Origin of the sequence: Flavobacterium sp., assembly GCF_965284515.1 — a bacterium.
Taxonomy (GTDB): domain Bacteria; phylum Bacteroidota; class Bacteroidia; order Flavobacteriales; family Flavobacteriaceae; genus Flavobacterium.
Genome location: NZ_OZ260089.1, coordinates 1,492,642 through 1,514,040, shown reverse-complemented (window position 1 = coordinate 1,514,040; position 21,399 = coordinate 1,492,642). Strand labels below are relative to the sequence as shown.

Below are 21,399 nucleotides of genomic sequence, written 5' to 3'. Positions count from 1 at the left end.
CATAACATCTTTATCATCGTCTTGTAATAAAATCAACTACTTTGGAAACAATTCTTACAATTAGTAATCTAAATAAAATTTACGGTCGAAAAGTGCACGCTGTAAAAAACCTTTCTTTCGAAATAAAAAAAGGTAATGTTTATGGGATTTTAGGACCAAATGGTTCTGGAAAATCTACTACATTAGGCATTACACTAAATGTTGTAAATAAAACATCTGGTGACTATAATTGGTTTGATGGAACAATGGAAACTCACGAAGCTTTGAAAAAGGTAGGTGCAATTATAGAACGTCCAAATTTTTACCCATACATGACAGCTGAAGAAAACTTGAAGCTAGTGTGTAAAATTAAAAGCATTCCTTTTCAAAAAGTAGAAGAAAAATTAGATTTAGTTGGTTTATTAGACCGAAAAGATGATAAATTCAGCACATTTTCATTAGGAATGAAACAGCGTTTAGCGATTGCTTCTGCCCTATTAAATGATCCTGAAATATTAATTTTAGACGAACCTACAAACGGTTTAGATCCACAAGGAATTAGACAAATTAGAGATTTGATTAGAATTATTGCTTCGCAAGGGACTACCATATTATTAGCATCACATTTATTAGATGAAGTTGAAAAAGTATGCAGTCACGTTGTAGTTTTACGAAAAGGAGAAATGTTATACCAAGGAACGGTTGAAGGAATGCTCTCTAGTGAAGGTTTTTTTGAACTTCAGGCAGACGACATGAATTTATTAGAATCTACTTTAAAGAAACATCCTGCCATAGATAATATAATTACTGAAGAAGGAAAATTGTTGGTTTATCTAAACTGTGCCTTAGAAGCTAAAGATTTAAATATATATTTATTTGAAAATAATATCGCTTTAAATCATTTAGTAAAAAGAAAGAACAGCTTAGAAGAACAGTTTTTACAACTTACAAACAACAACTAATTCCTACAAGATGAAAAGATTACTTTCTATAGAACTTCAAAAATTATTTAAAAACAGATCTAGTAAGGTTTTAATTTTAGCATATTTTGTTTTGCTTTCTTTAATTGCTTTAATAGCCTCTCTAAAATTCAACATTGGTAGTTTTGAAATAAATATTGCCGAACAAGGTATTTTTAATTTCCCATACATATGGCATTTTAACACATACATTGCTTCGATACTAAAATTGTTTTTAGCAATTGTTATTGTTTCCATGATGGCAAACGAATATAGTTATGGTACATTAAAACAAAACTTGATTGATGGAATGAGTAAAAAAGAATTCATTTTATCTAAGTTTTATACAATTATATTATTTGCTTTAATCTCCACTGTTTTCATTTTTATTCTATCATTAATTCTAGGCTATTCATTTTCTTCTTATGATGAAATATCAATAGTTACTACTGAAATGGAATACTTGTTTGCATACTTCGTTAAGCTTGTTGGGTTCTTTTCTTTTTGTTTGTTTTTAGGGATTTTAATTAAAAGAAGTGCTTTTGCCCTTGGTTTTTTAATGATTCAATTTATCGGAGAACGTATTACTTTTGGTATTTTAAAAAAGCATTTTTTATCAGACAAAATGGCAAACGATTTATATGATTTATTTCCTCTTGAGTCAATGAGCAATTTGATAAAAGAGCCCTTCACTAGACTATCGGCAATTAGCAATTTAGAAACAGCAATAGGTGGTGAAAAAGTATGGCGCTTTTATGGAGTTCATTTTAGCGAAATTAGCATTGTGATTGTATGGACTTTTATATTTATTTTAACATCTTTTTATATTCTTAAAAAAAGAGATTTATAGTATCTTTGCAGATGCTATGTTAAAAAAATACTATATATATTTATTAGTTTTATTTACGTATATTCAATCAGCTAACGCTCAAGCAATATCAGTAAATGAAAGCTACACTCCTCAACAATTAATTGAAGACGTTCTATTACAAAGTTCATGCGCTTCTGTAAGTAATGTAACAGTTTCTGGCGGAAACTTTGCTACTGGAGAATTATCTTATGGTTTTTTTGATGCAAACGGCAGTAGTTTTCCATTTCAGAATGGTATTATTCTAAGTACAGGAAAAATAAATAATGCACCAGGACCAAATACTAGTATACTTGAAGATGGTGGAAATATGGGTTGGGATGGAGACACTGATTTACAAGATGCACTAGGCTTATCAAACTCATTCAATGCAACTATTTTAGAATTTGACTTCATACCATTAGGTGATCAAATCAGTTTTGATTATATGTTGTCTTCTGAACAATACCTTACAAACCCATCTTCTAATCAATGTAATTTTACAGACGGATTTGCTTTTTTACTAAAAGAAGTTGGCACAACAAGTTATCAAAATCTTGCCGTAATTCCAGGAACTTCGACTCCTGTTAAAATAAATACAGTAAGAGGTTCTGGTACAATTTGCCCTCCAGCAAATGAACAATATTTTGATGCTTTTAATGGAGACAATCATCCTACAAATTTTAATGGTCAAACAAAAATATTAACCGCTCAAGCCAATGTTACACCAGGAACACAATACCACATTAAATTGGTTATTGCAGATGAAGGAAATTATAGATATGATTCCGCAATTTTCTTAGGCGGAGGAAGTTTTAATTTTGGAGTAAACATAGGACAAGACAGATTATTATCGAATGGAAATCCAATATGTAATGATGAGGCAACTACAACAAATCCATTTATTTTAGACGCAACTTACACAGGAGCAACTTATCAATGGAAATATAACAATACAAATATTAGTGGAGCAACTAATGCAACTCTTGAGATACCCTCTTCCTTAGTTCCAACACTTCAAAATGGTATATATTCTGTAGATGTTACAATTGGAACATGTACAATTCCTTCCAATATAACACTAGAGTTTGCCCCTTCATTAAACGTAATTAAAGACACCTTTATTCTATGTGATGACGACAATACATCAGATGGGAAAACAGCATTTGATTTGAATGCAATGAAAAATGAAATTTTCTCTAATTTACCGAGCAATTATCAAGTTGATTTTTTTGAAACTTCAACAAGTACAACTCCTTTACCACTATCATACACAAACACAACTGCATATTCTCAACCAATTTATGCTAGAATAACAAATATTCAAGGATGTTACAATGATTTTCAAATTAATCTTATTGTAAATGTTTTTGATGAAATTATAACAGACGAAACAATAGGCTTGTGTGATGGAAATTCGATAATCTTAGATGCTGGCGCTGGTTTTATTTCATATAATTGGAATACAAATCCTGCACAAAGTTCACAAATGATTACAGTAAACACACCAGGAACCTACGTTGTAACTCTTGAAAACAGTACAGGTTGTTTTAAAAACAAAACTTTTTCAATTGTTGGTTCACAAATAGCTACAATAACAAATGTTGAAATAAATGATTTTAACTCCAGTAATTCTGCAACAATTATTACCTCAGGAAACGGAACATATGAATTCTCACTAGACGGCATTAATTATCAAGATTCGAATTTTTTCTCAAACTTAGAAGCTGGGGAATATTTAGTATATGTTCAAGACAAAAACGGTTGTGGGATTGTTACAAATACTTTTTACATATTAGATTACCCCAAATTTTTCACACCAAATAATGACGGTTATAACGACACTTGGCAAATAAAGAATTTAGAGAAAAGAGGTTTTGAAGCAAGTAAAATTTATATCTTTGATAGATACGGAAAATTACTAAAACAAATATCACCCTTAGAACAAGGATGGGACGGTTATTTAAATGGAACAGCTCTACCATCAACAGACTATTGGTTTGTTTTAGAATTAACTAATGGCAGAACTATAAGGAGCCACTTTGCTTTAAAAAGATAAAATGATTAAAAACTTAATATTAATAGCCCTAGGTGGAGGATTTGGGAGTGTAATACGTTATTTAGCTAACCTAAATATAGGAAAAATATGGCCGTTTAAAATGTATTACGCTACTTTATTAGTAAATATCATTGGATGCCTTTTAATTGGATTTTTAATTGGTTACTTTCAAAAAAACACATCATCAAACGAATCACTTAAGTTATTGTTAATAACTGGATTTTGTGGAGGTTTTACTACTTTTTCAACGTTTGGATTAGAAAATTTTAACTTATTACAATCACAGAATTACATAACTTCACTATTATACATTGCCTCTTCAATAATAATTGGAATAGCTTTTGTAGGAGTTGGAATATACTTATCAAAATAAAATGCTAAACGAAAACGAATTAATAGCCTTAAAATCAGAATTACAAACACCTAAAAAAATAGTAATCGTATCTCATCGCAATCCTGATGGCGATGCAATTGGTTCTTCTCTAGGTTTGCTTCATTTTTTGAAAGAATTAAAACACGAAGTATGTTTCATCTCTCCAAATGAATATCCAGATTTTTTAGCATGGATGCCAAATGTTAGTAATACTATTATTTTTGAAAAGGAAACAGACAAGGCTAATGAACTTTTAAAATCTAGCGATTATATTTTCACTCTTGACTTCAATGCATTGCATAGAACAGGAGAACAAATGGAAAAAGCTTTACAAAGCTTAACTATACCAATGATAATGATTGATCATCATCAAGAACCAGACAGTTATCCATTATATACTTTTTCTGAAACAAGCTATGGTTCAACTTGTGAAATGATATACGATTTTATAAATGCTTTAGGATTCAACCAACTTATAAACAAAGAAATTGCAACATGTTTATATGTTGGAATAACAACAGACTCTGGAAGCTTTCGCTTTCCAAAAACTACAGCAAAAACGCATACTTGTGTTGCCGATTTAATTAGTAAAGGAATTAATAATAGTGAAATTCATAATTTATTATTTGATAATGCATCTTACAGCAGGCTACAACTTTTAGGAAGAGCATTACAAAACCTTACTTTATTAAAAGAATACAAAGCTTCTTACATTACTTTAAGCCAAGAAGAATTAGATACATATAAATACAAGAAAGGAGACACAGAGGGTATTGTAAATTATGGACTTAGTCTAGAAGGTATTAACATGACTGCTATTTTTATTGAAAACAAAGAAGAAGGAATTATTAAAATTTCTTTCCGTTCACAAGGTAATGTCGATGTAAATCAATTTGCAAGAAAATATTTTAATGGCGGTGGACATATAAATGCGGCTGGAGGTAAATCTTTTTTAAGCCTAGAAGAAACAGTAAAACAATTTATTGCTATTTTAGCAGAAGAAAAAAAATAAAGATGAAGATACATTCCATATTAACCATTATGTTCTTGGGAATTTTATTTACTAGCTGTTCTAAACAACAAGCTAGAAAGCCTGTTTCTCAAACATCAGGTACTTTTATGAAAGAATCTATAGAAAGAAATAAAAAATTAATTGCTGAAGAAGAGCAATTAATTGAATCAATAATTTCCAAAGACACATTGGATTATATTGCTTCATCAAAAGGTTATTGGTATAAATATGATATAAAAACCGACAATGATACTATATTCCCTAAAAGGGGGGATATTGTCTATTTTAATTATGAAATAAAAGACCTTCAAAATAAATTAATCTACACAAAAGAGGAGCTAAAACCTCAAGAATATTTTGTAGATAAAGAAAACATTATGATGGGGTTAAGAGATGGTATTAAACTAATGAAAAAAGGTGAAACCATTACTTTCCTTTTTCCTTCTCATATGGCATATGGTTATCACGGTGACAATGAAAAAATAGGATCAAACGAACCTTTAATATGCACAGTTACACTCAATGATATTAAAAAAGAAAAACAAAAAAACGAAGAAACTAATTAATTTAAAAATGAAACCAATGACAAGTTTATTCTTAAGCTTATTTGCTTTATTTACATCTTGCACTAACCCAACAGACAAGTTAGAGGATGGAATGTACGCTGATGTGAAAACATCTAAAGGAACAATTATTTTAAAACTTGAGTTTGAAAAAACTCCTATTACTGTTGCAAATTTTGTATCATTAGCAGAAGGTAAAAACCCTTTTGTTGAAGAAAAATATAAAGGAAAACCATATTATGATGGATTAAAATTTCATAGAGTAATTCCTAATTTCATGATCCAAGGTGGTGACCCTCTTGGTGATGGTTCTGGAGGACCTGGTTACCAATTCAAAGATGAATTTCATGAAAATTTAAAGCACACAAAAGGAGGAATTTTGTCTATGGCAAATGCAGGAGCTGGAACAAATGGAAGCCAGTTTTTTATTACACATAAAGACACTCCATGGTTAGACAACAAGCATTCTGTTTTTGGTGAAGTTATTGAAGGAATGGATGTTGTTAATACAATTGTTCAAGATGATGTAATTGAAAAAATAACAATTATTAGAAAAGGTAAAGCTGCAAAGAAATTTGATGCGGTAAAAATCTTTAAAGACTATTATTCAATTGAAGCTGAAAATCACAAGAAAGCTGTTGAAAAAAGAAAAAAATTAGAGGTAGAAAAATTAGCTTTATTTGCAAAAGTAAAAGCTACCGGCACCAAAACTGAATCAGGATTAATTTATCAAATCATATCAAAAGGTGAAGGTAAAAAACCAGTTAATGGAACAGAAGTATATATTCATTATGCTGGATTTCTAGAAAATGGAAATTTATTTGATACTAGCTATCATGATGTTGCCGAAATGAATGGAAAATTAGATCCAAACAGAGCTGCTGCAAAACAATATTTACCATTTCCATTTAAATATGGTGAAAAGAAAGGTTTAATACCTGGTTTTATTGAAGGATTAGAAAATATGAACTATGGAGATAAAGCACTATTAATTATCCCTGCAAAATTAGGATATGGAGCTCAAGGTGCTGGAAATGTAATTCCACCTAACTCTACAATTATATTTGAAGTTGAGATGTTAGAAAAAATGCCTCAACAATAATAAATTATTTTCATAAAAAAAGCTCCACAATGTGGAGCTTTTTTTATGCTTTAAATTTCCAATCAAAATCATCATTATCTGTAAAAATTGCCCCTATTTCAATTTTAAAAACAATTCCATAATCTACGTTTACAAACAGCCAATTATTTTCAAAAAAATAGTTTTCAGTCCCGTCTACTATTTCTGTCTCAAATTGGGTTAGCTTTTTTTCAGTCAGTACTTTTTTTACATCAGACCACTTTTTACTAATTATTTGCTCTCCAAACAATTCTAAATTTTCATTAGTAGAAGTAATATAACCTAATCTCATTTCTTCCTCATCATAAAAGGTTAAACGCATTTTATATGCATTATAAACATATACAATATTATCTTCCTCATCATTATATTGACCGTTTGGTTTACCATAAATTGCTTCAACATCTTTTTGTTTCATTCCAAAAAGCAACTTATCAATTCCGTATTTTAATTTTACTTCCATTTTTTTATAAATTAAATTAAAAAACCACGCTTAAAAGCGTGGTTCAAAAATACTATATTTTATATAAAAACATATAAAATGATTAGATCTTGAAACGTTTTCTATCATTTTCTGTTAAATATATTTTTCTTAAACGAATAGACTTAGGAGTTACCTCAACATATTCATCTTTTTGAATGTATTCTAAAGCTTCTTCCAAAGAGAAAATGATTGGAGGAATAATTCTCGCTTTTTCATCATTCCCAGATGAACGAACGTTAGATTGTTTCTTCGCTTTAGTTACATTAATACACATATCATCACTACGAGAGTTCTCACCAATAACTTGACCTTCATAGATTTCAGCATTTGGTTCTACGAAAAACTTACCACGATCTTGTAATTTATCAATAGAATAAGGAATTGCTTTTCCATTTTCCATAGAAATTAACGAACCATTGTTACGTCCTGGAATAATTCCTTTAAAAGGCTCATATCCAATATAACGGTGTGACATAATTGCCTCTCCAGCAGTAGCAGTCAACAATTGATTACGTAATCCAATGATACCACGTGATGGAATATTAAATTTAATAATCATACGCTCACCTTTACCTTCCATAGAAAGCATTTCGCCCTTACGAATAGTAACAAATTCTACAGCTCTACCAGAAAGGTTTTCTGGTAAATCGATTGTTAACTCTTCAATTGGCTCACATTTAACACCATCAATTTCTTTAATAATAACTTGTGGCTGTCCAATTTGTAATTCATAACCCTCTCTTCTCATTGTTTCAATAAGAACAGATAAATGAAGTACACCACGACCAAAAACCATGAATTTATCAGCAGAATCAGTTTCACCCAATTTCATTGCTAAGTTTTTCTCTAATTCTTTAGTCAGTCTATCTCTAATATGACGAGAAGTAACAAATTTACCTTCTTTTCCAAAGAAAGGCGAATCGTTAATTGTAAACAACATACTCATTGTTGGCTCATCAATTGCAATTGTTTGTAATGCTTCTGGATTTTCGAAATCTGCAATAGTATCACCAATTTCAAAACCTTCAACTCCAATAATTGCACAAATATCTCCCGCTATTACTTCTTCAACTTTTTTACGACCTAAACCTTCAAAAGTATGTAATTCTTTAATTCTAGATTTAATTACTTTACCATCTCTTTTTACTAAAGATATTGGCATACCTTCTTTTAAAACACCTCTTTCTAAACGTCCAATTGCAATACGACCAGTAAAACTTGAAAAGTCTAAAGATGTAATTAACATTTGCGGCGTTCCTTCAGAAACTTTAGGAGCTGGTACATTTTCGATAACCATATCTAATAATGCTTCAACATTATCAGTTACGTTTTCCCAATGATCAGACATCCAGTTATTTTTAGCTGACCCATAAACAGCTGGAAAATCCAATTGCTCTTCTGTAGCACCTAATTCAAACATTAAGTCAAAAACTTTTTCATGAACTTCTTCAGGAGTACAGTTTTCTTTATCTACTTTATTAATAACTACACAAGGTTTCAAACCTAAATCAATAGCTTTTTGTAATACAAATCGAGTTTGAGGCATTGGCCCTTCAAAAGCATCTACTAATAAACATACACCATCTGCCATGTTTAATACACGTTCAACTTCACCACCGAAATCGGCGTGGCCCGGAGTATCGATTATATTAATTTTTGTCCCTTTATAAGAAACAGAAACGTTTTTAGAAGTAATAGTAATTCCTCTTTCACGCTCTAAGTCATTATTATCAAGGATTAAATCACCTGTATTCTCGTTATCACGAAATAACTGACAGTGATACATAATTTTATCAACCAAAGTAGTTTTACCGTGGTCAACGTGGGCAATAATTGCAATGTTTCTAATAGATGTCATCTAAGTCTTTTTTTGGAGGTGCAAAGGTACGCTTTATTTTAATATAAAAATAAAATATTTAACAAGTTGAATTTTGAATATAAAAAAAAGCCCTCTAATTAGGGCTTTTTAAATATTTTGAATACTAAACTAATTAAAGTTTAGCAACATGTTTAGTTAATTTAGATTTTAAATTAGAAGCTTTATTAGAATGAATAATGTTCTTTTTAGCTAATCTATCAATCATAGAAAATACAGATGGTAATTTTGCTAACGCTTCTGCTTTTTCAGTTGCTAAACGAATTGCTTTAATAGCATTACGTGTAGTTTTGTGTTGATACTTATTTAAAACTCTTTTTTTCTCTGTGCTTCTAATTCTCTTTAAAGCTGACTTATGATTTGCCATTTTCTACCTTTTTTAATTGTAATAATTATTTATAAACTACTAGCCTAAAAAGAAAAACCTCCCACAATTATACAATCACTTTGGTTTTAACTAATAAAACAAAAATCAGAGACACTAACTTTTATTTTATAAAACTAATCTACAACTAATTTGTAGCCCGTAGGGGAATCGAACCCCTCTTACATGGATGAAAACCATGCGTCCTAACCGATAGACGAACGGGCCTGAGATTTTTGTAGTCCGTACGGGAATCGAACCCGTGTTACATGGATGAAAACCATGCGTCCTAAACCCTAGACGAACGGACCTTTTATTTCTCTAATGCGGATGCAAAAATACAACTATTTTTTATTCCTGCAAGTACCAGTTAATTTTTTTTTATTTTTTTTAATACGCTTTAGCAAACAAGACTCTTCCTACTGAGGGAGCACCAGTAAACACACACTTTCCAGCCTCTTCCACTCTATCTAAAGCAATACATCTGATTGTTGCTTTAGTAAGTTCTTTTATCTTTTCTTCAGTAGCTGCAGTTCCGTCCCAATGAGCAGAAATAAAACCTCCTTTTGTATCTAAAACTTTTTTAAACTCTTCAAAATCATTTACTTCAGTTGTATGTTCTGTTCGATAATCAACTGCTTTTGTAAATAATTCTTCCTGTATTTGATTTAATTTATTTTGAATAAAAACTTCAATTCCTTGCTTAGAAACAATCTCTTTAGTCAAAGTATCTCTTCTAGCTACTTCATAAGTTCCATTTTCTAAATCTTTAGGACCAATAGCTATTCGTAAAGGAACTCCTTTTAACTCCCATTCAGCGAATTTAAATCCTGGCTTATGAGTTGTTCTATCGTCAAACTTAACAGATACTCCAATTTTTCTTAAAGAAGCAACCAATTCATTTACTTGAATTGAAATTTCTTCTAATTGCTCGTCTGTTTTATGAATTGGCACAACAACAACTTGAATTGGAGCTAAATTTGGAGGCAATACTAATCCATTATCATCTGAATGCGTCATTACCAACGCACCCATTAAACGAGTTGAAACCCCCCAAGATGTACCCCAAACATATTCCTGCTTACCTTCTTGATTTGCGAATTTAACATCGAATGCTTTTGCGAAATTTTGCCCTAAAAAGTGAGAAGTTCCAGCTTGCAACGCCTTGCCATCTTGCATTAGCGCCTCAATACAATAAGTTTCTTCAGCTCCAGCAAAACGTTCAGATTCTGTTTTTAGCCCTTTTACAACAGGGATTGCCATAAAATTCTGAACAAAATCAGCATATACATTCATCATTTTTTCAGACTCAATAATTGCTTCAGCTTTTGTTGCATGCGCAGTGTGCCCTTCTTGCCATAAAAACTCAGCTGTTCTTAAAAATAAACGCGTTCGCATCTCCCATCTTACAACATTAGCCCACTGATTTATTAATAATGGTAAATCTCTATAAGACTGTACCCAACCTTTATATGTACTCCAAATTATAGCTTCACTCGTAGGACGAACTATCAATTCTTCTTCTAATTTAGCCTTTGGATCAACTATTAATTTTCCTTTATTGTCTGGGTCATTTGTCAGTCTATAATGAGTTACAATTGCACATTCTTTAGCAAAGCCTTCTGCATTTTTTTCCTCTGCCTCAAACATACTTTTAGGAACAAAAAGAGGAAAATATGCGTTTTGATGTCCAGTTTCCTTAAACATTCTATCTAATTCCGCTTGCATTTTTTCCCAAATTGCATAGCCATATGGCTTAATCACCATACACCCTCTAACTCCGGAATTTTCTGCTAAATCAGCTTTTACAACTAATTCATTATACCATTTAGAATAATCTTCTTCTCTTTTTGTTAGGTTCTTGCTCATTTTTAATATTTTGGCACAAATTTTGTTTATATTTATACTATATAAAATAGTTCTGCAAAACTAACTATTTTTGTGTTGTGCAACAATAAAAAAAAAAGATATGAAAGCTATTCTACTTAATTTAAGAAATTTTAACTCATTTTCCTTAATCGGACTATTGAGTTTGTTTGTTGTTTCATGTGGTTCATACCAAAATTCATCTTATTATGATAATGATGGAATTTATGGAACTAACGAAAGACCTCAAGAAAATTATAACAATCGATATTCTGAACAGAATTTAGAACAATCTAATAAATATGCTACCCAATTTAAAAGCATGCAAAATGAATATGATTACTTCACAGATGTAGAGAACTACTCTTCAAACATCGAAGATACTGTTGTAGTAGTTTATGATAACGATGAGAGTTCAAGAAATTATGCTGGCTGGGGAAACAATTCTAGTGATGTAACAATTAATTATTACAATAATTCTGGATGGGGATGGAACAATTGGAATTCACCTTATTGGGGAATAGGTTGGAATAATTGGTATGGAAACAACTGGGGTTGGGGATGGAACTCATGGTACGGTGGCAACTGGGGATGGAATTCATTTTATGGTCCTAATTGGGGTTGGGGTTGGAACTCATGGTATGGAAACGGATGGTATGGATATGGCTATCCATATTATGGATACAACAATGGTTTCTATCGCGGAAGAAATTATGCATACAATGGAGGAAGAAGAGGCGGAAGCGGATATTATGGAAATAGCGGAAGATCTAATTATAACAATGGGGGCAGAAGAAATAATAACATAAGCGCAACTTCTCCTAGAAACAACATTGGTTCTCCTAGAAATAATAACCCTCGCAACACAACTCAACCAAGGAATAATCAACCAAGAAACAACAATTCTACTTTCCAAAATCCGAGAAGCTCTCAAAACAATGGAAATGTAAAACCAAGAAGTTCTAGTTCTCCAAGAAATAACAACAATTCTTCATCTCCAAGAAGCAACAACAGTTATTCTTCTCCAAGAAGTAGCTCTTCAAGTGGAAGCTTTGGAGGTGGACACTCTAGTGGAGGCTTTGGAGGTGGACGCTCAGGAGGCGGATCTAGAGGTGGAAGAGGTGGGTTCTAATTTATTGAACTAAAAATCCATTAAAAAAACTATTTATGAAAAAGATACTATACACTATATTAATAGGAAGCGGTTTGTTGGGATACAGTCAAGAAACAACGACAACAGATGCATTAAGATATGCTGTTGATAATTTAAATGGTACTGCACGATTTAGAGGTATGAGTGGAGCATTTGGAGCCGTTGGTGGAGACTTGTCTGCCATAAACATAAATCCAGCTGGATCGGTTATTTTTACAAATAATTATGCAAGTATTTCTGGCACAAACTATAATAAATATAATAAATCAAATTATTTTAATACTACTACAAAAGAATCATATGGGACCTTAGATATTAATCAGTTAGGTGCTGTTTTAGTCTTTAATTCCAATTCAAAAGAAAATAACGATTGGAATAAAATTGCAATTGCATTAAATTATGAAGACACTAATAATTTTGATAACAATATATTTTCAGCAGGTATAAATCCAAACAATTCTATTGGAAACTATTTTATTAATTTTGCTCAAGGTCTTCCTTTAAGTAATTTACAACTTCAACCTGGAGAAAGCATATCTAGCTTATATGCATATCTAGGTGAAACTGGAGGATTAGGCTTCCCTGCTCAACAAGCCTTATTAGGCTACCAAGGTCTTTTATTTGAAGCTATTGATGATAACGATCCAAACAATACGGATTACTATACCAATATTCCTACTGGAGGAAATTATTATCAAGATAATTATATTCAATCTACAGGATACAATGGCAAAGTAGCTGCAAATGTTGCTACTGCCTATAAAGACAAGATATTTTTAGGAATGAATTTAAACTTCCACTTTACTGACTATGTAAGAACATCTTCATTGTATGAAAGCAACAACAACCCTCTTTATTCTAGCGGGCTAACTGTTGAATCTATGCAGTTTGACAATGAATTGTACACCTATGGGACAGGATTTTCATTCAATTTAGGAGCAATTGCTAAAGTAACAGAAGATTTAAGATTAGGATTAGCTTACGAATCACCTACTTGGTACACATTAAACGATGAACTAACACAAGCATTATATACTAGAACTACAGATGGAACAACAAATTTCAATAGTACTATAGCTCCAAACGTAATTAATATCTACCCTACCTATAAAATACAAACTCCAAGCAAATGGACAGGTAGTTTAGCATACATAATAAACAAAAAAGGGTTAATCAGTATTGACTTAATAACTAAAGATTACAGCTCAACGAAATTTAGACCTACAAGAGACTCTTTCTTTAGAAGTTTAAACAATCAAATGAGTCAAAACCTAACAAACACTTTTGAATATAGAATTGGTGGGGAGTACAAAATAAAACAATGGAGCTTACGTGGAGGATATCGTTTTGAAGAAAGCCCATACAAAAACAACTATGTAATGAGTGACTTAACAGGTTATTCAGGAGGAATTGGATACAATTTTGGAGAAAGCAAACTAGACTTATCCTATTCAAATGACCGTAGAGACTACAACCAAAGTTTAATTTCATCTGGAATGAATGATTCAGCAAGAATTAAACAAATAAACAACAACATTACCGTAACTTATTCAATAAATTTTTAAATTAAGATCATTAAAAGCATAATCCCCGACAAATACTTTAATTTGTCGGGTTTTTTTATGTTCAAAAATTACTTTTAAAAAACATCTATACGTAAGTACTTCTAATGAATAATTTATTGTAATTTTGCACCTCAATTTTTAAGTATATGAGAACCAAGTCGTTAAAGAAAAATAAAATCAATGTAATTACATTAGGGTGTTCTAAAAACGTTTATGATAGTGAAGTTTTAATGGGTCAACTAAAAGCCAATGGTAAAGAAGTAACTCATGAAGCTACAAAAGACGAAGGAAACATTATTGTAATTAACACTTGTGGTTTTATTGACAATGCAAAGGAAGAATCGGTAAATACTATTTTAGAATATGCTGAAAAAAAAGAGCAAGGATTGGTTGATAAAGTTTTCGTTACCGGATGTTTATCGGAACGTTACAGACCCGATTTAGAAAAAGAAATTCCAAATGTTGATCAATTTTTTGGAACTACAGAATTACCATTATTATTAAAAGCATTAGGTGCAGATTATAAACATGAATTAATTGGAGAACGTTTAACTACCACTCCAAAAAATTATGCCTATTTAAAAATTGCAGAAGGTTGTGATAGACCGTGTAGTTTTTGTGCTATTCCATTAATGAGAGGGAAACACGTTTCTACTCCTATTGAAAACCTAGTAATTGAAGCTGAAAAATTAGCTAAGAATGGTGTTAAAGAATTAATCTTAATTGCGCAAGATTTAACTTATTATGGTTTAGACTTGTACAAAAAAAGAAACTTAGCAGAACTTTTAGAAAATTTAGTAAAAGTAGAAGGAATTGAATGGATACGCTTGCATTATGCCTTCCCTACTGGTTTCCCTATGGAAGTTTTAGACCTTATGAAAAAAGAACCTAAAATTTGTAATTATATTGATATTCCTTTACAACACATTTCAGACAATATTTTGAAATCGATGCGTAGAGGAACTACAAATGAAAAAACAACTAATCTTCTAAAAGACTTTAGAAAAGCAGTTCCTGAAATGGCAATTCGCACTACTTTAATCGTTGGATATCCTGGAGAAACAGAAGAAGATTTCCAAATTTTAAAGAATTGGGTGGAAGAAATGCGTTTCGAACGTTTAGGATGTTTTGCTTATTCTCATGAAGAAAACACACATGCTTATAATCTTGAAGACGATGTTCCAGACGAAGTAAAACAACAACGTGCTATGGAAATTATGGATATTCAAGCACAAATTTCTTGGGAGTTAAATCAAGAGAAAATCGGTAAAGTTTTCAAATGTGTAATTGATAGAAAAGAAGGCGAGCATTTTATTGGAAGAACCGAATTTGATAGTCCAGATGTTGACAATGAAGTTTTAGTAGATGCTTCTAAACATTATTTAAAAACTGGCGATTTTGTTATGTTAAAAGTAACCGAAGCTACTGAGTTTGATTTATATGCTGAACCAATAGTATAATTTTCAATTTACGATAAATAAAAAAGTCCTCGTTAATTTAATGAGGACTTTTTTATTTTCACATGACAAATATCATTTCAAATAGGAAAGCTATGTTGTAAATTTGAATATATTAATTAAACAAGCGATAAATATGATTACTAAGCATCAATTAACAGTAGATTTTCCAGAATTTGAAGTAAAAATTCATGATTTAAAAGTAAATGATAATCATTTTAAAAACTTATTTGAAGAATACGACAAGCTAGATCATGAAATATATAGAATTGAAACAGATTCAGAACCAGCTTCTGATGAAACTCTAAATAATCTTAGAGTAGAAAGGGTACGCGTAAAAGATGAGATTTACGCCTACTTAAACCAAAACTAAACCAACAAATTAAAACTAAATTTTAAATCCTTTTCATTCGTTTGGAAAGGATTTTTTATCTTTGGTTAAAAAGAATGTACAAGGCAATTTTCGCTTTTCTATCTAAGTATTTTAAAAAGAATATTTTATTCAAAATTTTATTCAACATTTCCCCAATGTATCGTCGAACAAACGCTCAATTAATCGAGGTTTCAAAAGATATTCATAGAGTAAAAATAAAAATTTCATTAAACTATAAGAATCGCAATTATATGGGAACTATGTTTGGAGGAAGCATGCTTTCTGCAACTGATCCTATTTACATGATTCAATTGTTACAAATTTTAGGTGATGATTATGTAGTTTGGGATAAAGCAACTAACATTCGTTTTAAAAAACCTGCCAATCAACATTGTTATGCTATTTTTGAATTTACTGAGCAAGAAATCATTAAAATAAAGGAAGATGTTACTAAAAATAACGAAATAGATATAATTAAAAATCTAACTATTCAAGGGAGAAATGACCAAATATTTGCAATAGTTGACAAAACTATCTACATCAGTACAAAAAGCCATTATGAAGCTAAAAAGAAAAAATTAAACCGACAATAATGCAACCAACCATAAAAACAATACACGCTAAGAAAACGATTGGATTTTCAATAAAAACAACCATGGCTAACGACCAAACTGTAAAAATTTGGCAACAATTAATGCCTCGATTAAAAGAAGTAAAAAATGCAGTAAGTGCTGATTTATTTTCACTTCAAGTATATAATGGTGAAAGTTTTGATGAATTTACACCTACTACAGAATTCACTCAATATGCATTAGTAGAAGTAAAAAACTACGATTTTGTACCTGAAAGTTTTGAAACATTTGAAATTCCTGCTGGCGATTATGCTGTTTTCATTCACAAAGGCACAAGTGCAGATTTTTATAAAACCTCACAATATATTTATGCAGAATGGCTTCCAAAATCTAAATACAAATTAGACGACAAACCTCATTTTGCTGTGATGAGCGACAACTATTTAGGGCATGAAAATCCAGAATCAGAAGAAGAAATTTGGGTGCCTATAATTATAAAAAATTAATTCAAAACACGATTAATTTGAACGAATCTTTTGGAATAATAAGGCTCGTTTAAAGAAGATGTAATTACACCTGAAGAAGTAGAAGAATGAATAAATTTAATTTCATTATCAGAAACTTCGGTAATCATTCCAACGTGACTAATGGTTCGTTTTCTATTAGTCGCAAAAAAAATCAAATCGCCTTTTTGCGCTTGTTTTCGTTTTACTTTAATTCCGAATGTAGCCTGACCTCCAGAAGTTCGTGGTAAAACAATGTCAACTTCTTTAAATGTTGTACACATTAAACCAGAACAGTCAAAACCTGCAGCAGTTGTTCCGCCGCTTCTATAACGTGTTCCAATATATTGCGATGCTTTTTCAATTAAAAAATGAGCCTTGCTAGCTGCTGTTTCGTCTAAAGGAGCAACTTCAGCTAATTCATCTTCATTTACTGCTTGCACAATTTCATCAGAAACTTCTCCTTTCTTTATAATCAAATGGTAACCCAAAGGCAAACTATTAACCACTTCTGGGTTTAATTCTTTTAATTTTACAACCGTAGTTTTGTATTGTTTTGCAATACGATATAAAGTCTCCTTAGCTTTTACAACGTGCATTAAGTCGTTAGAAAACTCTTCTTCATCTTGAGCAATAACAGGTTCATCAACCGAATTTAATTCAACAGGAACAATCTCAACAATTTCCTCAACTTTGGGAGCAACCAAGTTTACTTGCATTCCTATTTTTAAATCGGAAGGATTTATGTTTGGATTATACTTTTTTAATTTTTCAATTGTAGAGTTGTATTTTTTAGCAATTCCGTAAAAAGTATCGCCTTTCTCTATTTTATGAAAGTTAACACCTGAATTTGCAACGTATGCTTTATTTGGCAAAATTAAAACTGCGTTTAATTGCAAAGGTTTATTTTTTACCTCTGGATTTAATGCATAAATTTCATTTGCTTTAATATTATATTTTTTAGCAATTCCATAAATGGTTTCGCCCTGCACCACTTTATGTTTAATGGTTTCTTGACCAAAAGCAAAAAAGGAATTTAAAATAAAAATAAAAACAATGACCTTGAATAATTTCATCTGGAAAATTTAGTATGCGTTTTAAGTTTTGCTAAAAGCGTGCCAAGATAGGAAAACTAACGTTATCCAGATTGTTTTATTATATAAAAAACCGCCAATTGGCGGTTTTTCGTTTTTTACAAAGGAATATTTCCGTGTTTACGTTTTGGCGTATCTACTGTTTTATGTTCTAAAACACTAAACGCTTTGAGTAACTTTCTACGCGTATCTTGTGGTAAAATAACCTCATCGATAAACCCACGTTGTGCTGCACTGTATGGATTAGCAAATTTCTCCGCATATTCTGCCTCTTTTTCTAATAATTTTGCTGCAGGATCAGCTGCTTCGCTAATTTCTTTCTTAAAGATAATTTCCGAAGCTCCTTTTGCGCCCATAACTGCAATTTCAGCACTTGGCCAAGCAAAATTAAAGTCGGCACCAATATGTTTCGAGTTCATTACGTCATACGCTCCACCATAAGCTTTACGTGTAATTACAGTTACTTTTGGCACAGTTGCTTCACTTAACGCATATAATAATTTTGCTCCGTGTACGATAATTCCGTTCCATTCTTGATCAGTTCCTGGTAAGAAACCTGGTACATCTACCAATACTAATAAAGGAATATTAAACGCATCGCAAAAACGTGTAAAACGAGCTGCTTTTATAGACGAATTCACATCTAAACAACCTGCTAAAAACATCGGTTGATTAGCTACAACTCCAACGCTTCTTCCGCCAATACGTGCAAAACCTACTATGATGTTTTCGGCATAATTTTTATGAATTTCGTAAAACGATTCTTCATCAATAATACCTTTAATTACATCGTGCATATCGTAAGGCTTATTCGCATTATCAGGAATAAGACTTGCCAATTGTTCACGAACCTCATCGTTTAATTCGTAAGGTAATTTCGTTGGTAATTCTTTATTACTTTGAGGCAAATAGCTCAATAATCTTTTTAAATCTTCCAAACATTCAATATCGTTTGTAGACGTAATATGTGCTACACCTGATTTTGTTGAATGTGTACTTGCACCACCTAATTCTTCAGAAGTTACTTCTTCATTCGTTACGGTTTTCACAACACTTGGTCCGGTAACAAACATGTAACTACTTCCTTCTACCATCATGGTAAAATCGGTCATAGCCGGAGAATACACTGCTCCACCAGCACATGGACCCATAATTGCTGAAATTTGAGGAATTACTCCAGAAGCTTGTACGTTTTTGTAGAAAATATCGGCATAACCACCTAATGAGCGAACACCTTCTTGAATACGTGCTCCACCAGAATCATTTAAACCTATCATAGGAACATTAGCCTTTAGAGCCATGTCCATTACTTTACATATTTTCTCTGCATGTGTTTCTGACAATGCTCCACCAAAAACGGTAAAATCTTGTGCAAAAACATATACTGGTCGTCCATTAATGGTTCCGTAACCTGTAATTACACCATCACCATAATAGATTTCGTTTTGCATTCCGAAATCGGTAGTTCTATGGGTTACCAATGCTCCAATTTCTTCAAAAGAACCTTCGTCCATTAAATAATTTACACGCTCACGAGCCGTTAACTTTTTCTTTTCGTGTTGTTTTGCTATTCTTTTTTCACCTCCACCTAAATAGGCTTGGGCTAATTTATCTTCTAATGTTTTTATTTTGTCTTGCATAGTTTTAAAAATTGCCCTTCGACTGCGCTCAGGGTGACAGAAATTAGCATTCAGAAATCTCTTAAAAACTAATTACTAGTTACTTTTTACTAATCACTAATTTATTGGTAAACGTAAAACTTTTTGGTCTTCCAAATATTTTTTCAAAGCTACTAAAGCGGCAATTTCTGCTTCTTTTTCAGCTTGTGCTTTCAATACCTCTGCATCATAATATTTCTTCACGAAATGAGTATCAAAATCTCCTGAACGGAACGCTTCATGCTCCATTACAAAAGTTCCAAAAGATAATGTTGTACTAATTCCTTCTACTTTATAATCAGCAATTGCTTTTATCATTAACTCGATAGATTCTTCACGTGTTTTTCCGTAGGTAATTAACTTCGCTAACATTGGATCGTAATAGATAGGCACATCCATTCCTTGTTCGAAACCGTTATCTACACGAATTCCTTTTCCAACCGGAAGTTCATATACTTCCAAATTTCCAACACTTGGCAAAAAGTCGTTTAAAGGATCTTCTGCATAAACACGTAATTCCATTGCGTGACCTGTAATTTGCAAGTCTTCTTGTTTTACAGTCAATTCTTCACCACGAGCCACACGAATTTGCATTTCAACTAAATCCATTCCTGTGATTAATTCAGTTACCGGATGCTCTACTTGCAAACGTGTATTCATTTCTAAGAAATAGAAATTTTTATTCTCGTCTAATAAGAATTCAACAGTTCCTGCACCTATATAATCACACGCTTTTGCAACTTTAACCGCAGCTTCTCCCATTGCTTTGCGAATTTCTGAAGTTAACACCGATGAAGGTGCTTCTTCTACTACTTTTTGATGACGACGTTGCACCGAACATTCTCTTTCGAAAAGATAAAGGATATTACCGAAACCATCGGCCATAACTTGAATTTCGATATGACGTGGCGAACCTACATATTTTTCGATAAAAACAGAGCCATCTCCAAAAGCAGAAACCGCTTCTGAAACTGCACGATTCATTTGCGATTCAAATTCTGCTTCATTATTCACCACACGCATTCCTTTACCACCACCACCAGCAGCGGCTTTAATTAAAATAGGAAAACCTATGTTTACCGCAACTTCTTTTGCTTTTGGTATATCTGTTATCGCTTCATCAACACCAGGAACCATAGGAATATCATAATCTTTAACCGCGTCTTTGGCAGCTAACTTATTCCCCATCATGTGCATAGCTTTCGACTTAGGCCCAATGAAAGTGATGTTATTTTTTTCTACTAAATCGGCAAAGTCTGCATTTTCACTTAAAAATCCGTATCCAGGATGAATTCCGTCTACATTAAGTTGTTTACAAACTTCTATTATTTTATCTCCTCTTAAATACGATTGACTTGAAGGTGCTTCTCCAATACAAACTGCCTCATCTGCAAATTTTACGTGCGGTGCATTTCTATCGGCAACCGAATAAACAGCAACGGTTTTAATTCCCATTTTCTTTGCTGTTTGCATTACTCTTATGGCAATTTCACCACGATTTGCTACTAATATCTTTTTCATT

At 31.8% G+C, this 21,399-nt stretch carries 20 protein-coding genes and 2 tRNA genes; 13 read left to right on the top strand and 9 right to left on the bottom strand.

Annotated features, from left to right (window positions below; genetic code table 11):
* The first annotated feature begins 41 nt into the window (after window positions 1-41).
* The 7 genes from ACQ65T_RS06970 to ACQ65T_RS06940 are packed head-to-tail and all read left to right on the top strand — an operon-like array spanning window position 42 to window position 6,894.
* Window positions 42-941: an ABC transporter ATP-binding protein gene (locus ACQ65T_RS06970; protein WP_430400363.1), complete on the top strand. Its 900-nt coding sequence runs from the start codon at window positions 42-44 to the stop codon at window positions 939-941.
* A 10-nt stretch (window positions 942-951) separates the two neighbouring features.
* Window positions 952-1,788, top strand: coding sequence for an ABC transporter permease (locus ACQ65T_RS06965; protein WP_430400362.1), 837 nt, complete (start codon window positions 952-954; stop codon window positions 1,786-1,788).
* Window positions 1,789-1,804: 16 nt separating this feature from the next.
* Window positions 1,805-3,844 (top strand): choice-of-anchor L domain-containing protein, encoded by a 2,040-nt coding sequence (locus ACQ65T_RS06960; RefSeq protein WP_430400361.1) that lies wholly within the window; start codon window positions 1,805-1,807, stop codon window positions 3,842-3,844.
* Window position 3,845: 1 nt separating this feature from the next.
* Window positions 3,846-4,217: a fluoride efflux transporter CrcB gene (crcB, locus tag ACQ65T_RS06955; RefSeq protein ID WP_430400360.1), complete on the top strand. Its 372-nt coding sequence runs from the start codon at window positions 3,846-3,848 to the stop codon at window positions 4,215-4,217.
* Between the two features lies 1 nt (window position 4,218).
* The gene (locus ACQ65T_RS06950; RefSeq protein WP_430400359.1) at window positions 4,219-5,229 is read left to right on the top strand and encodes a DHH family phosphoesterase; all 1,011 of its coding nucleotides are present in this window, start codon (window positions 4,219-4,221) and stop codon (window positions 5,227-5,229) included.
* A gap of 2 nt (window positions 5,230-5,231) precedes the next feature.
* Complete coding sequence (gene gldI, locus ACQ65T_RS06945; protein ID WP_430400358.1) at window positions 5,232-5,795, top strand: gliding motility-associated peptidyl-prolyl isomerase GldI; 564 nt, start codon at window positions 5,232-5,234, stop codon at window positions 5,793-5,795.
* Window positions 5,796-5,802: 7 nt separating this feature from the next.
* Complete coding sequence (locus ACQ65T_RS06940; protein ID WP_430400357.1) at window positions 5,803-6,894, top strand: peptidylprolyl isomerase; 1,092 nt, start codon at window positions 5,803-5,805, stop codon at window positions 6,892-6,894.
* A 43-nt stretch (window positions 6,895-6,937) separates the two neighbouring features.
* On the opposite strand, the gene ACQ65T_RS06935 is transcribed toward ACQ65T_RS06940, so the two are convergent.
* From ACQ65T_RS06935 to proS, 6 genes are all read right to left on the bottom strand, one after another.
* Entirely contained in the window at window positions 6,938-7,375 is a 438-nt protein-coding gene (locus ACQ65T_RS06935; RefSeq protein ID WP_430400356.1) for a hypothetical protein, read from the bottom strand.
* Between the two features lie 82 nt (window positions 7,376-7,457).
* The gene (gene typA, locus ACQ65T_RS06930; protein ID WP_430400355.1) at window positions 7,458-9,254 is read right to left on the bottom strand and encodes a translational GTPase TypA; all 1,797 of its coding nucleotides are present in this window, start codon (window positions 9,252-9,254) and stop codon (window positions 7,458-7,460) included.
* A gap of 133 nt (window positions 9,255-9,387) precedes the next feature.
* Window positions 9,388-9,639: a 30S ribosomal protein S20 gene (gene rpsT, locus ACQ65T_RS06925; RefSeq protein ID WP_430400354.1), complete on the bottom strand. Its 252-nt coding sequence runs from the start codon at window positions 9,637-9,639 to the stop codon at window positions 9,388-9,390.
* 153 nt (window positions 9,640-9,792) lie between these two features.
* Window positions 9,793-9,864 (bottom strand) — tRNA-Glu (locus ACQ65T_RS06920).
* Between the two features lie 11 nt (window positions 9,865-9,875).
* Window positions 9,876-9,947 (bottom strand) — tRNA-Glu (locus ACQ65T_RS06915).
* A 79-nt stretch (window positions 9,948-10,026) separates the two neighbouring features.
* A complete protein-coding gene (proS, locus tag ACQ65T_RS06910) occupies window positions 10,027-11,505 on the bottom strand; it encodes a proline--tRNA ligase (RefSeq protein WP_430400353.1) in 1,479 nt (492 codons plus the stop codon).
* 100 nt (window positions 11,506-11,605) lie between these two features.
* Between proS and ACQ65T_RS06905 the strand changes: the two genes are divergently transcribed.
* From ACQ65T_RS06905 to ACQ65T_RS06880, 6 genes are all read left to right on the top strand, one after another.
* Window positions 11,606-12,634, top strand: coding sequence for a hypothetical protein (locus tag ACQ65T_RS06905; protein ID WP_430400352.1), 1,029 nt, complete (start codon window positions 11,606-11,608; stop codon window positions 12,632-12,634).
* A 35-nt stretch (window positions 12,635-12,669) separates the two neighbouring features.
* Window positions 12,670-14,220 carry an OmpP1/FadL family transporter gene (locus ACQ65T_RS06900; protein WP_430400351.1) on the top strand — a complete coding sequence of 517 codons (1,551 nt, stop codon included), beginning with the start codon at window positions 12,670-12,672 and terminating at the stop codon, window positions 14,218-14,220.
* Between the two features lie 146 nt (window positions 14,221-14,366).
* Window positions 14,367-15,680: a 30S ribosomal protein S12 methylthiotransferase RimO gene (gene rimO / locus ACQ65T_RS06895; RefSeq protein ID WP_430400350.1), complete on the top strand. Its 1,314-nt coding sequence runs from the start codon at window positions 14,367-14,369 to the stop codon at window positions 15,678-15,680.
* A 133-nt stretch (window positions 15,681-15,813) separates the two neighbouring features.
* Window positions 15,814-16,050 (top strand): YdcH family protein, encoded by a 237-nt coding sequence (locus ACQ65T_RS06890; RefSeq protein WP_430400349.1) that lies wholly within the window; start codon window positions 15,814-15,816, stop codon window positions 16,048-16,050.
* A 74-nt stretch (window positions 16,051-16,124) separates the two neighbouring features.
* Complete coding sequence (locus tag ACQ65T_RS06885; protein WP_430400348.1) at window positions 16,125-16,643, top strand: DUF4442 domain-containing protein; 519 nt, start codon at window positions 16,125-16,127, stop codon at window positions 16,641-16,643.
* On the top strand, window positions 16,643-17,128 hold the full coding sequence (locus tag ACQ65T_RS06880; RefSeq protein ID WP_430400347.1) for a GyrI-like domain-containing protein: 486 nt from the start codon (window positions 16,643-16,645) through the stop codon (window positions 17,126-17,128). The genes ACQ65T_RS06885 and ACQ65T_RS06880 overlap by 1 nt, the downstream gene beginning before the upstream one ends.
* On the opposite strand, the gene ACQ65T_RS06875 is transcribed toward ACQ65T_RS06880, so the two are convergent.
* The 3 genes from ACQ65T_RS06875 to accC form a co-directional block, all read right to left on the bottom strand.
* Window positions 17,125-18,201 (bottom strand): LysM peptidoglycan-binding domain-containing protein, encoded by a 1,077-nt coding sequence (locus ACQ65T_RS06875; RefSeq protein WP_430400346.1) that lies wholly within the window; start codon window positions 18,199-18,201, stop codon window positions 17,125-17,127. The two genes, ACQ65T_RS06880 and ACQ65T_RS06875, sit on opposite strands and share 4 nt — an antisense overlap.
* A gap of 116 nt (window positions 18,202-18,317) precedes the next feature.
* A complete protein-coding gene (locus ACQ65T_RS06870; protein ID WP_430400345.1) occupies window positions 18,318-19,859 on the bottom strand; it encodes an acyl-CoA carboxylase subunit beta in 1,542 nt (513 codons plus the stop codon).
* 96 nt (window positions 19,860-19,955) lie between these two features.
* Entirely contained in the window at window positions 19,956-21,398 is a 1,443-nt protein-coding gene (gene accC / locus ACQ65T_RS06865; protein ID WP_430400344.1) for an acetyl-CoA carboxylase biotin carboxylase subunit, read from the bottom strand.
* Between the last annotated feature and the right edge of the window lies 1 nt (window position 21,399).